This is a genomic window from Niveispirillum cyanobacteriorum (genome assembly GCF_002868735.1).
GTDB classification, from domain to species: domain Bacteria; phylum Pseudomonadota; class Alphaproteobacteria; order Azospirillales; family Azospirillaceae; genus Niveispirillum; species Niveispirillum cyanobacteriorum.
This window is the reverse complement of sequence record NZ_CP025612.1, coordinates 980138-992711: the sequence shown is the minus strand read 5'-3', so window position 1 is coordinate 992711 and position 12574 is coordinate 980138. Positions and strand designations below refer to the sequence as shown.

Annotated in this window: 10 protein-coding genes; 3 read left to right on the top strand and 7 right to left on the bottom strand. The window is 62.9% G+C overall.

Going from position 1 to position 12574, the window contains the following annotated elements; genetic code table 11:
• The first annotated feature begins 10 nt into the window (after positions 1 to 10).
• Complete coding sequence (locus C0V82_RS20040; RefSeq protein ID WP_102114153.1) at positions 11 to 1081, top strand: ABC transporter substrate-binding protein; 1071 nt, start codon at positions 11 to 13, stop codon at positions 1079 to 1081.
• A gap of 137 nt (positions 1082 to 1218) precedes the next feature.
• Entirely contained in the window at positions 1219 to 2292 is a 1074-nt protein-coding gene (locus C0V82_RS20035; protein WP_199772550.1) for a sigma-54 interaction domain-containing protein, read from the top strand.
• A 36-nt stretch (positions 2293 to 2328) separates the two neighbouring features.
• On the opposite strand, the gene C0V82_RS20030 is transcribed toward C0V82_RS20035, so the two are convergent.
• The 3 genes from C0V82_RS20030 to C0V82_RS20020 all read right to left on the bottom strand — a co-directional run bounded on the left by C0V82_RS20030 (position 2329) and on the right by C0V82_RS20020 (position 5006).
• The gene (locus C0V82_RS20030; protein WP_102114152.1) at positions 2329 to 3072 is read right to left on the bottom strand and encodes a class II aldolase/adducin family protein; all 744 of its coding nucleotides are present in this window, start codon (positions 3070 to 3072) and stop codon (positions 2329 to 2331) included.
• 24 nt (positions 3073 to 3096) lie between these two features.
• On the bottom strand, positions 3097 to 4191 hold the full coding sequence (locus tag C0V82_RS20025) for an LLM class flavin-dependent oxidoreductase (RefSeq protein WP_102114151.1): 1095 nt from the start codon (positions 4189 to 4191) through the stop codon (positions 3097 to 3099).
• 149 nt (positions 4192 to 4340) lie between these two features.
• Positions 4341 to 5006 carry a helix-turn-helix domain-containing protein gene (locus C0V82_RS20020; RefSeq protein ID WP_211100519.1) on the bottom strand — a complete coding sequence of 222 codons (666 nt, stop codon included), beginning with the start codon at positions 5004 to 5006 and terminating at the stop codon, positions 4341 to 4343.
• 164 nt (positions 5007 to 5170) lie between these two features.
• Here C0V82_RS20020 and C0V82_RS20015 point away from each other — a divergent pair, with 164 nt between their 5' ends.
• Positions 5171 to 5761, top strand: coding sequence for a nitroreductase family protein (locus C0V82_RS20015; RefSeq protein ID WP_102114150.1), 591 nt, complete (start codon positions 5171 to 5173; stop codon positions 5759 to 5761).
• A gap of 306 nt (positions 5762 to 6067) precedes the next feature.
• Here the strand turns inward: C0V82_RS20015 and C0V82_RS20010 are convergent, their stop codons facing one another.
• The 4 genes from C0V82_RS20010 to C0V82_RS19995 all read right to left on the bottom strand — a co-directional run bounded on the left by C0V82_RS20010 (position 6068) and on the right by C0V82_RS19995 (position 12263).
• Complete coding sequence (locus C0V82_RS20010) at positions 6068 to 7168, bottom strand: ABC transporter substrate-binding protein (protein WP_102114149.1); 1101 nt, start codon at positions 7166 to 7168, stop codon at positions 6068 to 6070.
• Positions 7169 to 7368: 200 nt separating this feature from the next.
• Positions 7369 to 9207, bottom strand: a complete 1839-nt coding sequence (locus tag C0V82_RS20005; protein ID WP_102114148.1) for an ABC transporter ATP-binding protein — start codon at positions 9205 to 9207, stop codon at positions 7369 to 7371.
• A gap of 2 nt (positions 9208 to 9209) precedes the next feature.
• Positions 9210 to 10997 carry an ABC transporter ATP-binding protein gene (locus C0V82_RS20000; protein ID WP_102114437.1) on the bottom strand — a complete coding sequence of 596 codons (1788 nt, stop codon included), beginning with the start codon at positions 10995 to 10997 and terminating at the stop codon, positions 9210 to 9212.
• Between the two features lie 105 nt (positions 10998 to 11102).
• Entirely contained in the window at positions 11103 to 12263 is a 1161-nt protein-coding gene (locus C0V82_RS19995; protein WP_102114147.1) for an LLM class flavin-dependent oxidoreductase, read from the bottom strand.
• Positions 12264 to 12574 lie beyond the last annotated feature (311 nt).

Here is a 12574-nt window from a genome sequence, read left to right as displayed (position 1 = left end):
AGGCTGGACCATGATCAATCGCCGTTTCCTGCTGAAGGCCGGTGTCGCCGGTTTGGCTGCGGTCACCGCACCCGCCATCATCACCCGCGCGCAAGCCTTGCCCAAATCCATCCGCATCGCCGGCGGCGTGAATTTCGCCCAGGGCCAGTTGCAATTGACCGGCTATGCCGCCGTGATTGAGCATCAGGGCTGGCTGGCGGCGGAACTGGACAAGCGCGGTGTGGCGCTGGAGCCGTTTGCCGTGTCGCACAAGGCGACGGGCCCGCAGATCAATGAGGGCTTTGCAAACCGATCCCTGGAATTCGCCTCCTATGGTGATCTGCCCACCATCATCTGCAATGCCAATGGTGTGCAGACAAGGCTGCTGGTCCCCAACGGTATGGGCGGCAGCGGCGATACGTTCCTGGTGGTGCCAGCAGGATCTACGGCCAAGGATGTGGGCGACCTGAAGGGCAAGCGCATCGCGGTGCATCGTGGACGGCCCTGGGAAATCCCCTTCTTCCGACTGCTGGCGGCACGTGGCTTGTCACCATCCGACTTTACCATTCTGAATATCGATCCGATGACGGGAGCGGCGGCGGTATCGGCTGGCAAGATCGACGGGCTGTTCACCATGACCGATGCCTATCTGCTGGAAGAAAAGGGCGTGGCCCGCATCCTCTGGTCCAGCAAGGGGCAGGGGCCGGAATGGAAGATGCGGACGGAAATGTTCGGGCGGAAGGATTTCATCGAAAGTCAGCCGGAACTGACCCAGCTTGTCGTTACCGCCTATGTCAAGGCCGCGCACTGGGCCTCTGACCCGGCCAACAAGGATAAGTACCTGGAATTCCAGGGCCGGACGGGGACGCCACGCAGCGTGCTGAGCCGTACCTATGACGAGCAGGGTGACGCGTGGCGGCAGCGCTGGGCGCCTCTTTTTGCCCCCGATATTGCCCAACGCTATCAGGACACGGTGCAATACGCCCTGGATAACAAGTTGATCCGCCAACGCATCGATGCCGCATCCCTTCTGGCACCGTCCTTTGCAGGTAATGCGTTGAAAAATCTTGGTCTTGAAGGCTATTGGCGGAGGCAGGCATGATGGGTTTGACATAATATACATTAATAAGATGTATATTATTGAAATTCACTAATTGACACCGCAATTTCGACACCCTAAAATCCGAAGCACAAGAGTAGGGATTGTTCCCTGCTGTCCGATGCGGGAAGGGGAACGCGATGGCGCTGCAACCTGGCGGGCGGGAAGGACCGCCCGGTTTGATGACTTTCGACAGTCCGGGCTTTCACTCGCAAAGCATCCGGGCCAGCGCTGTCGTGTTCGAAGATCCGGCGTCGCGTCAGCTCTATGAGCGTATTGGCCGCATCGGCCCGTCGGAAGCGACGGTCCTGGTGGCGGGCGAGACGGGGACCGGCAAGGAGTTGGTCGCCCGTCTTCTGCACCGGTTGAGCCCGCGCGCCGCCCGGCCCTTCATTGCCATCAACTGCGCCGCCCTGCCGGAAAATCTGGTGGAGAGCGAGCTGTTTGGCCATGAGCGCGGCGCCTTCACGGGTGCGGTCAGCGCCAAGCGAGGCTGGTTTGAAGCGGCCCAGCACGGGACCTTGTTCCTGGATGAGATTGGCGACCTGCCCTTGTCAATGCAGGTGAAGCTTCTGCGGGTTCTGCAGGAGCGGGAGATTTCCCGGGTTGGGGGGCGCAGTGCCATTCCCATTGATGTCCGCATCATCGCCGCCAGCCATGTCAATCTGGAAGGGGCGGTTCGGGCCGGGCGGTTTCGGGAAGATCTGTATTTCCGGCTGAACGTGGCCCAGATCCGGGTGCCGGCGCTGCGCGAACGTCCTGCTGATATCCTGCCGTTGGCTGGGCATTTTCTGAAAATGTATGGCGAGCGGCTGCGCATGCGCAGTATCGGCCTGTCACCGGCGGCCGAGCGGCTGCTGATCGCCTATGCTTGGCCCGGCAATATCCGTGAGCTGGAAAATGTCATCCACCACGCTTTGCTGGTGATGAATGGGGAGGCGATCGGGCCGACCGATCTTAATTTGCCCGGACAGCGTATGCCGATGGAAGCATCGCATATGCCGCTGACCCAGGAAACAGCGCCCCCTGGTTTTGATGCTGCCCTGCTGCCCCTGTTCGAGAGCGGAGCGGAGAACCTTTACGATCTGGTCGAGGCGAAGCTGTTCCAGGCAGCCTATGAATATTGCCATCGTAACCAGCTTCAGACCGCCAAGCTGCTGGGCATTACCCGCAACATCCTGCGCCATCGGTTGAAGCAGTACGGATTGTTGTAAGGCGGACCGAGGGTACCCCGGTCCGCCTTCGCTGTTTTATTCCGCTGCCGCCAGATGGATGGTGCCGTCATCATCGACGGTGGCGGTGGACGGGATCAAGCCGCCCATGCGCCATTGCTGCTGCAAAACGCCAGGGCCGAAGGGCTTCGACCCGCCCAGGGCGGCGGCGGCCAGGATCTGGAAATGCGCCCCTTCCTCCAGGAACAGGATGGTATTGGCAAGATCGATGATGCCCTTGCGGCTCCACACCGTCGCACCGCCATTGGCCTCGATGATGCCGGGGACTTCCGTATCCTTGGCGATGCTGTCCAGGATGAAATCAACCTCCTGCTGACGGCGGTTGATATAGACGGGCAGGCTGGCCGTCTTGCGGAAACGGCGGTTGGGCACGTACAGCAGCGGCAGTTCGGCATGTGCCTGGGAATAGGCGCCCAGGTTCGGGGTGTGGACATGGCTGATGGCCACGACATCATCGTGGGTGCGGAACAGCTTAGTATAGCGCCCGCCGCCGGGCCCCGCACTTTTGCCCAGATAGACGGTGCCGTCGAAGCCGACGACGCTGGTCTTCACCTCGTCCAGGTCATCGCCCCAGGGGCCAGCATAGTTGAGATTGACCAGGATCTGGCTGTCGGGATTGCGAATGGTGAAGCCCAGGGTGCCGGACGGGGAGATGGTCCGCGTCTCGCGCAGGACGCGGAAGGCTTTGCGGGCGTCCTTCTGCGCCTGGGCGACGAAGGCAAGCTGCTCGGCCGTCAGGCCGGGGGCGACGGTGTCGGTCATGGTTCTCTCCAGAAAACGAAAGGTTCAGGCGGCCTTGGCGGCGTCAAGCAGGGCGCGGATGCGGGGTATCACATGCTCACCCACGCGGTACGCCTCTTCCAGATGCGGGTTGGCGCCCAGGATGAAGCGGTCGATCCCGGTCCGCGCGTAATCGGCGATGGTGGCGGCGACGGTGTCGTAGGACCCGACCAGACCCACACCTTCTTCGCCACGCAGGGTAGCAAAGCCGGCCCACTGATCATCGCTGCGCCGGAAGCTGTCAAAGCCGGGACGGTCAGCGGGTTCGCCCGACAGGCGCTGCACCCGGCGGCCCGCGGCTTCCCACTGCCGGCGCAGATGATCCCACGCCGCCTCATCCGAATGACGGGTGATGATGTCGGCAGCCAGGGCGAAGCGTACATCCCGACCGGCGGCGCGGGCGCGCACATCGGCGATGCGGGCCTTCAGTTCATCCAGCGGTGCCGGGGTCAGCAGATAGACGTCGGCATGGCGCCCGGCCAAGGCCAGTTCACCCTCCGTATCGCCGGACAGATGGATTTCCGGCAGCCGCTGTCCGGCCAGCGGACCGGCAAAGCCGCCCTTCTCCACCTCGTAATAGGTGCCCTTGTAATCGAACGGCGCCTCATTCCAGAAGCCCTTGACGATGTCCAGGAACTCACCCGTGCGGGCCACCTGCTCCTCGCGCGACCGCGAGCGGCCATGCCAGGCGCCGTCTTCGCCATCATCGATATGCAGGTGCCAGGCCAGCCGGCCCGTGGTCAGGCGCTGAAAGCTGGTCGCGATCTTGGCGGCATAGACGGGGGCGATGAATTGTGCGGGGAAGGAGGGCAGCAGCTTCAGCCGCCCGACCTCACGCGCCAGCGACCCGGCCACGATCAGCGGTTCTTCTCCGCCCGCCGTCTGCGGGATCGACAACCCGTCGAAACCCGCCAGCTCCGCCGCGCGGGCCACCTGCACCAGCAGGTCATAATAGGTGAAGCCATCTCGGCCTGTGCCGGTGCGGGCATAATCACGCTGGTGGCCTGCCGGGTGGGCATAGTCACCCCGGTTCCAGTCCTGGCGGTCGGCGGCGCGGCCATCACCCTGGGGCGGAAGGCGCCAATAGAACTCAATGCTCATCGCGGACACTCCATCCAGCCCGCCTCCGGTCCCCTGGACCTCCAGCGTGGCTTCCGTTATATTGGAGAAACTGTCCGCTAAATTCACACCATCGCAGATGGTGTGTCAATATATTTTACAGCCCGATGTTATGGTGTCGGAGAGAAATCTCACCCGACCGACTGTGCATAGGTGATGACCATGTACATCACCGCTTCCTCATCGCCGGGATTGGCGTAGGAATGGGGCAGGTCGGCGTTGAACCAAGTAGCGTCGCCGGCATCCAGGGCGACATGTTCCGTACCGACGCTGATTTCGATCCGGCCCTTGGTCACCACGATATTTTCCACGGTGCCCGGCGCGTGGGCGCTGGCCTTTTCCAGGCTGCGCGGCTTCACCACCAGTTCGTAGAATTCGGTCTTGCGGTCCCCTTCGAAGGGGAACAGGGCGCGTGAGGTGAAGCTGCCATCCTTGGAGGTCAGCAGCTTGGCGTCGGCGGCGCGCATGACGCGCAGGTTGGCGCGTTCGCCCCCACCCATCAGGGTGGAGAAGGGGATGTCGAGGGCCGAGGTGATCTTCCACAATAGGCCGATTGTCGGCATGGACCGGCCCGTCTCAATCTGACCGATCATGGCACGGCTGACGCCGGCGGCCTTGGCCAGCGCCTCCAGTGACAGGCCGCGTTTGGTGCGGATGCGCTTCAGGTTGGCACCGATCAGTTCCCCCAGTTCATCGGCACTGGTGTCGGGCTTCACGGCTTCCAACGCGTCGTCCAGCATCTCGTCCTTGGCCATGGTGCGCAGCCTTCCACGCAGTAAGGGTTGTAATGCCAGCATGGCACAGGATGCAAAAACGTCCACTATATTTTACAAACGTATGTTATAACGTCTATTCAATAGAGCGGCATGATCCCGACCGTTGATCCGCCTTGCGGTTTACCCAGCCGGCCACGGTTTTTCAAGCCGCCCACCGCGACATTCACAATCATTGGAGCCATTTCATGTCGAACACCGTTCGTACATCTGCGCATCCCGTGTCCCCGCTATTCCTGGAACGGTGGTCGGCACGGTCACTGACGGGGGAGACGATCAGCGAAGCGGATCTGCTGACCCTGTTTGAGGCGGCGCGGTGGGCACCGTCAGGCTTCAATCAGCAGCCCTGGCGTTTCGTCTATGCCCGTCGTGAGAGCGACCATTTTCTGCCGTTCCTGAACCTGCTGGCGGAAACCAACCGCGCCTGGGCGGAAAAGGCGGCGGCCATCGTCTTTGTCCTGTCGGAAAAGCGGTTTGAGCGGAACGGCGAATGGCATGACAGTACCTCTCACGCCTTTGACACCGGTGCTGCCGCCTTCAGCCTGTCGCTGCAAGCCAGCATCCTGGGCTGGAATACCCGTACCGTCGGCGGCATCAACCGGGCCGATGCCAAGGTGGCATTGGGCGTTCCCGATGATTACAGCATCAATGTCGCCATCGTCATCGGGCGGCGCGGGGCCGTTGATGAACTGCCTGAAAAATATCGGGCGCGTGAGTTGCTGACTGATCGTCTGCCTCTGGACAAGATCGTGGCGGAGGGCCGTTTCGCGACGGCGTGAGGATAGAATTTCGGCGTTGCGTGGGGTCGCCCTCCCGTTCGGGCACGACCCCACGCAACGCTGTGAAACATAAAATCGTGGTGCGTTGCATGGACGAAGGGATAGCCGTGCCCGTTCGGAGGCGGATCAGCCCATCCTCCCGTTAGCGGGCGGGTCCGTGCAACATGGTGAAACACAAAATCAATGCGTGTTGCATGAACTCTTGCCGGTCCAACACGCACTGAGGGCGTTGAGATCGCCATTATAGCAGCGAAGACCAATCGCTGAATAGAGTTAGGGGCCGTCTTGCGACGGCCCCTTTTTCTCTCACGCCCGGCTGTCCAACAGCTTGCGTGCCGCTTCCAGCGGGCGCGGGTCGGCCCAGGCGCGCAGGTCGAAATCATGGTCCAGGAAACCATGGACCCAGAGGAACTTCTTCTGCTGTTCGAACAGCGTCAGACGTTCATCCGACAGGTCGGGATGCAGGCTTTTATGGAAGTCGGGGCCATAGGCTTCGGTCACGGCATCGCGGCTGCCGCGCGTTTCGGCCTGCAGGATGTCTTTCACCCCGTCCAGATTGCCGGCGGCCCAATCGGCGGCGCGCAGGGTCTGGGCCAGGAAGCGGACCACCAGATCGAAATGGTTTTCCAGCAGGTGATTGTTCACCGTGATAGGACGCGGGGTGCCGTTATTCACCCGGAAGCGGCGTTCGGGCAGACGGTCCAGGTCGATACCGACGACGACACCATGTTGACGGGCGGCATCGACGGCGGATGCACCCTTTACATAGACGGCGTCTACCTTGCCGGCCGCCAGCGCATCCAGCGCCCAGAGCGCGCGGACACCTTCGCCACGCGGATCATTGCCGCCGGCCAGATCAGCCCCACGGGCATTGGCCCGGCCCGACGCGACCTCCACAAATTCCACATCGTCGAAGGTCAGGCCCGCGAACGACAAGGCACCCTTATAGCCATGCAGGGACATGCCACGCGCGATGGAGGTGCCACGCACATGGTCGGGGATCGGGTTGTCATTGTAGGAGGGCAGGGCCAGGCGCTTGCCCTTCAGGTGCTTCGGCTCCGTGATCCCACTGTCGGGGCGGACCAGGATGGACTGCCATTCATCGATCCAGGTCAGGCCGATCAGGCGGGTCGGCGCGCCCTGCGCCCGTGCGCCCAGCGCCAACATATTGCCGCCCTCCCGGATTAGCGAGGTCAGGGCATGGTCGTAATGATGGCGGCGAAGCTCATGCTGTCCGGTTTCCTGCAATGTTTCCAGGTTGATCTGGTCGCCGGTGAACTCTTCGCCCAGCCAGCCCAGCTTATAGGCCAGACCCGTGGCCGTGGGCACGGGGCAGCGGGTGAACCAGATCTTGTCCAGGGTGGTGGCGGCGTCGGCGCTGCTGGCCGGGGTGTGAATATCGGGCATGGGTGTTTCCTTATGGCTGAAGGGCGGGCACAGGGCGACCGGCAACGTCGGCGGTGGCGCGGACGAAGAGGCGGGCAGGGCTATGCAGGGGCTGGATAATTTAACGAATAAACTTCTAATATATTAGACAATTGGGTGCAAGGGTTAAAACGGCAAATCCGGGGTCGGGGCACGATCGATCTCGTGCCCCGACCAAAGGTTCACTCGGCCGGCACCAGCGTATTCGCCTCATAAGCCCGGTAGAGACCGGCATAAACACCGCCAGCGCCGATCAGGGCTTGGTGGCTGCCGATTTCCACGACGCGGCCCTGACGGATGACGGCGATGCGGTCGGCGTCGCGGATGGTGGCCAGACGGTGGGCGATGATGATCGAAGTGCGGCCCTCGCACAGGCGGCGCAGCGCCCGCTGGATGCGGCGTTCGGTATGGACATCCACGGCCGATGTCGCCTCATCCAGCACCAGCACCGCCGGATCGGCGATATAGGCCCGGACCAGACAGACCAGTTGCCGCTGTCCCAGACTCAAATGGCTGCCCATGGGGCCGACGGGAGTGTGGTAGGCAAGCGGCAGTGCCTCCAACACCTCATCGGCCCCAAGGTCACGGGCGGCGTCGATCAGGTCGGCGTCGGTGGCGTCGGGGCGGGCCAGGCGCAGATTGTCCAGGATGGTGCCGCCAAACAGGACATTATCCTGCAACACCACGCCGACATGCCGACGTAGGCTGCGCTGTGACAGGCGGCGAACATCATGGCCGTCGATGGTCACTGCCCCGCCATTGGCGTCGTAAAAACGGGTCAGCAATTGCACCAGCGTGCTTTTACCGTGGCCTGTCGGGCCGACAATGGCCAGCACCTCACCGGCATGGATATGCAGGTCCAGTTCCTTGATCACCGGTTCGGGACGGCGCGGATCATAGGCGAAGCGGACATTATGGAAGCCGACATCGCCGCGCACGGCGGGAAGATCGATGGCGTCATCCGCATCCACGATGTCGGGCTTGGTATCCAGGGTCAGGAAGATGCGCTGGGCGCAGGCGGAGCCGTTGGCGTAGCGTTCGAACAGGTCGTTCAACTCCTGTAACGGCCCCAGGAACTGGAACACAAAGAACAAGCTTTGCGCCAATTGCCCCGCCGTGATCTCTCCCAGCGCCATGCCGCGCGCGCCGACCACTAGCATGATGGCCATGCCGGTCGTTGTCAGCAGGGCCGTGAAGGGGGCGAACCAGCCGGTCTTGATATTGCCGTTGACCAGCGCCCAGGAGAAATCCCGCACCAGCCAGGAATAACGCTCCCAGTTCGCCTGTTCACGCACCATCTGCTGGATCAGGCGCACACCGGACACGCTTTCGACCAGATGGGCCGTGAAGCGGCTGCGCGCCTCCGCCACCCGCGTCCAGCGGCTTTGTGAGATATGCTTGAACAGCCAGGTGGCGGCCACCAGCACGGGCACCATGGCGGCCAGCGACAGGAACAGATCATGGCTGATCGACCAGAGCAGCAGTCCGGCCAGACCACAGCGCAGCAGGGCCGACAGCAGTTCCGGCGGCCCCTGGATCAACAGCGGTTCCAGTGTGTCGACATCACGGTCGACGCGGGAAATGATACGGCCGGCCTTGGTCCGGTCGAAATAACCCACGCTCAGCCCCTGCACATGGGCGAAGACCTGGATGCGCAGGCCGTTCAGCACGCGAAGGGCCGCCGTGCTGGCCAGATAACGCGACAGGCCGCCCAGCGCGAAACGTACCGTCCAGGTGGCGAACAGGCCCAGTGCGGCCCAGAGAACGACCTGGGTTTCGGTATGCCAATGATCCCCGGTTCTAATGAAGCCATGATCGATGACATAGCCGATGAAGAAGGGGCGTAGGAACACCGCCATGGCCAGCAGCGCCTCTATCCCGATCACCGACGCGATGCGGTGGCGGACAGGGGCCAGCAGGGGCAGCAAGCGTCTGGCCATAGATCGGTTGAGTGACTGCTTAGCCAGATGTTCCTCAATCTCGATATCGGACAGGGCCTTCAGGCTGCGGTTGGGTGGCATCGTCAGATCCCCATCAGATCACGGTAGGCGGCGCTGTCCTTCGACAGTTCGTCATGGGTGCCGCTGGCCGCGATGCGCCCGCCGGCCAGCAGCAGCACGCGGTCGGCCATCAGGATGGTCGATAGTTTGGAGGACACGATCAGCAGGGTGACGGGCGAACCCCGGTCCCGCAGACCCTTGATATTCTCCAGCACCCGCCGTTCGGTCGCGGCATCCAGGGCGCTGGTGGCGTCATCCAGAGCCAGGATGGCAGCACCCGACAAGAGCGCGCGGGCCAGGCACAGGCGTTGACGCTGCCCGCCGGACAGGGTGACACCCCGGTCTCCCAGCTTTGTGTCGAACCCGTCGGGCAGATGGTCGAGAATCTCATCCCCGGCGGCCAGCGCCAGAGCGTGGCGCAGTTCGTCGTCGGTCGCCTCTGGCCGGGCAAAACGCAGGTTGGCCGCGAGGCTATCGGAGAATAGGAAGCTTTCCTGCGGCACCACATGCACCTTATGGCGAAGTGAGCCGGTATCCAGGGCGCGGATATCGGTCCAGCCACGCGCGTCCGTCCCGACCAGGATGGAGCCGCCATCGATATCGGCCAGACGCGGCAACAGGGACAGCAAGGCGCTTTTGCCCGATCCGGTATTACCGACAATGGCGACAATCTCTCCCGGTGCCGCGCGGAACGACAGGTCGGTCAGGATGTCGCGCCCGCCGCCGGGGGCGGCAAGGCGCACCCGTTCCAGACGCAGGCCCAGCGGCCCGGAGGCCAGCAGCCGCTCGCCTGACCGGATCGCCGGCTCCTCATCCAGCAGTTCCCAGATGCGGGCGGCGGACGCGCGGGCATCGGCGAAGGTCTGGATGATGGTGCCGATGCTTTCCACCCGCAGAACCAGCGTATTTGCGGCCAGCAGGGCGGCGACGAGAGCGCCCACAGTGAGCTGATCAGCGCCCACCAGCAGCGCGCCGTAGCCCAGCACCCAGACATGGGAAAGGGCCACGATGGTCTGCGGCACCGGAATGTTGCGGGTGGCATAGGCAAGGGCATCGCGGGCGGCATCGGTGAAGCGGGTCACCTGCGTCTGGAACCGGTCGATCCGGGTGGCCTCCAGCCCAAAGGCCTTGACCACGCGCACGCCATTGATGCCTTCAGATAGATCCTGGTTCACGGCGTCATAGGCTTCCCCCACCACACGGTCCAGGGCCACAAGCCGGTCCGTCTGGTGCAACAGGATGGTCAAGCCGGTCAGCATGGCCAGCAATGGCACAATGCCCAGGGTCGGCCCATACCAGAACAGGATCGCCAGTGAGGCGGTCAACGCCATGCCGGTCTCCACCACCTGTCGCCAGAAGCCGACAAGGGCGTCGCGAACCTTGTCGCTGTCGCGCGTGGTGCGGGTGATCAGCTCACCAATGCCGTGCCGCCAGTGATAGGTCAGGTCCAGGCGCTGTACCTGCGCCAGAATGCGTTCGCGGATGATGGTCAGCAGTTCCTGACCGATGATCAGGGCCAGCACGCCCGCCCCGTACTGCACAACCGCGCGCGCGCCGGCCAGCCCGATCAGGGCCGCCAGCCAGAACCAGGCGCGGTCGAAATCAAGCCCGCCCTCAGCCGTCCGCACCACCACCTGACCGTTGCGCACCTCATCCACGGCATGGCCGATTAGCCATTGCTGCCAGGCCATGGAGCCGTTGACGAGGGCGTAGAGGAGGGCCGTGACGGTGAAGCGGAACGGCATCTCGCGATAAATGGCGAGAAGGCGCAGCAGGGGCGAGGCGGCCAGGAAGGATTTGGTGGTCGCCATGATATGGTCCCCGTTGGGAATGATGTGTAGCCGCATGCCACCCCTTCCCCTCCCCTCATCCCGGCAAAAGCCGGGATGAGGGGAGGGGAAGGGGAGACGTGAAGCCTACTCCGCTGCCGCCGCGTACGGCACCTTGCGGCCACGGACGAGCGGGATCACCTCTTCGCCGATGCGGTAAGCTTCTTCCAGGTGCGGGCTGCCGGCCAGGATGAAGCCTTCGACGCCCAGATTGATCAGGGTGTCGATGCGCTCTGCCGCCGTTTCGTAGGAACCAACGACGCCCAGCGGCGTCCCCTGGCCCCCCAGCACACCCAGGCCAGAGAAGAAGCCGTCGATCTGAAGATCCTTCGGGTCCTTGTCGCGCGACGGGATCAGGTGCGGGGGCAGGGGGGAGCCGATGCCGTCGCCCCGACCGCGTGCCTTCAACTGCCGGTCACGTTCGTCCCAATCAACATTGGCCCAGGCGCGACGCACCTCGTCCCACGCTTCCTCTTCCGTCTCCCGCGCCAGGATATTGAAGCGCACAGCGGGTTTCACCTTGCGCCCTTCCTTGGAGGCCAGCTCGCGCACGCGGTCAAATTTGATGCGCAGGTTTTCCAGCGGCTCCATATGGGTCAGGTTGAAGTCGGCATGTTTGCCCTGTGCTTCCAGTGCTGCGTTGGACGAGCCGGCGAAATAGAGGCTGGGGAAGGCCTGGCCTGCCAGCGGGGCGGGCAGCTGCGCATCCTCTAGCTGGAAGAACTTCCCCTGATAGCTGAAGGGTTTGCCGTCCCAAAGTCCCTTGAACACGTCCAGGAATTCGGTCGTGCGGGTGTAGCGGTCATCATGGGCGATACGGTCACCCCACCAGAGTTGCGACGGGCCGCCGCCACCGGTGATGATGTTGAAATTCAGCCGCCCGCCCGACAGGCGCTGCAGGCTGGCCGACGCCTTAGCCGCATAGGCCGGGTCGATCCAGGCGGGCTGGAACGCGATCATGAATTTGAAAGTCTTGGTCCGGCGCGCGATGGCGGCGCTGATCACCCAGGGATCGTCGGTATTGGGGAAGGATGGAACCAGTCCACCGTCAAAGCCAGCCAGTTCGGCGGCACGGGCAATTTCCAGCAGATGATCGTGATAGGGGATGCCATCCGGTTCGCCCTGCGCCAGACCGGGCGCCTGGTTGCCCGCTTTCAGCGGACCCCAGTCGCCACGCGTATCATACGGCAGGGAGACATCGGCGCGGTCGCCATGCGTGGGGAGGCGCCAGTGGAACTCAACCATCATCCATCTCCATCGGATACCGCCGCGGCTCACCAATTCGGCCTTGGCGGTGTCGAGGGGAAGAATGGCAACATAGCAGACGCAATGCAATTATATTGTACATTGCATGTCCATTATAGCAGATGTGCAGCTGCTGCCAAGCGGATGGTGTCGTTACAAAACCTGCCTCTCACAGCGCAGGTGGCTGATGGGATGCCAATATGTTGTCGGCTCAAACAACACAATACGCCTGTTGTTTCCGATAAATTTTTCACATTTTCCACAAAGATGCTATTGCGGCGCATCATCTAATATATTAGACATGCATCTGTCAT

What these genes read in the sequence shown, in the direction of transcription:
- C0V82_RS20040 (WP_102114153.1), top strand. Translation starts at nt 11, where the DNA reads ATGATCAATCGCCGTTTCCTGCTGAAGGCCGGTGTCGCCGGTTTGGCT.
- C0V82_RS20035 (WP_199772550.1), top strand. Translation starts at nt 1,219, where the DNA reads ATGGCGCTGCAACCTGGCGGGCGGGAAGGACCGCCCGGTTTGATGACT.
- C0V82_RS20030 (WP_102114152.1), bottom strand. Translation starts at nt 3,072, where the DNA reads ATGACCGACACCGTCGCCCCCGGCCTGACGGCCGAGCAGCTTGCCTTC.
- C0V82_RS20025 (WP_102114151.1), bottom strand. Translation starts at nt 4,191, where the DNA reads ATGAGCATTGAGTTCTATTGGCGCCTTCCGCCCCAGGGTGATGGCCGC.
- C0V82_RS20020 (WP_211100519.1), bottom strand. Translation starts at nt 5,006, where the DNA reads ATGCTGGCATTACAACCCTTACTGCGTGGAAGGCTGCGCACCATGGCC.
- C0V82_RS20015 (WP_102114150.1), top strand. Translation starts at nt 5,171, where the DNA reads ATGTCGAACACCGTTCGTACATCTGCGCATCCCGTGTCCCCGCTATTC.
- C0V82_RS20010 (WP_102114149.1), bottom strand. Translation starts at nt 7,168, where the DNA reads ATGCCCGATATTCACACCCCGGCCAGCAGCGCCGACGCCGCCACCACC.
- C0V82_RS20005 (WP_102114148.1), bottom strand. Translation starts at nt 9,207, where the DNA reads ATGCCACCCAACCGCAGCCTGAAGGCCCTGTCCGATATCGAGATTGAG.
- C0V82_RS20000 (WP_102114437.1), bottom strand. Translation starts at nt 10,997, where the DNA reads ATGGCGACCACCAAATCCTTCCTGGCCGCCTCGCCCCTGCTGCGCCTT.
- C0V82_RS19995 (WP_102114147.1), bottom strand. Translation starts at nt 12,263, where the DNA reads ATGATGGTTGAGTTCCACTGGCGCCTCCCCACGCATGGCGACCGCGCC.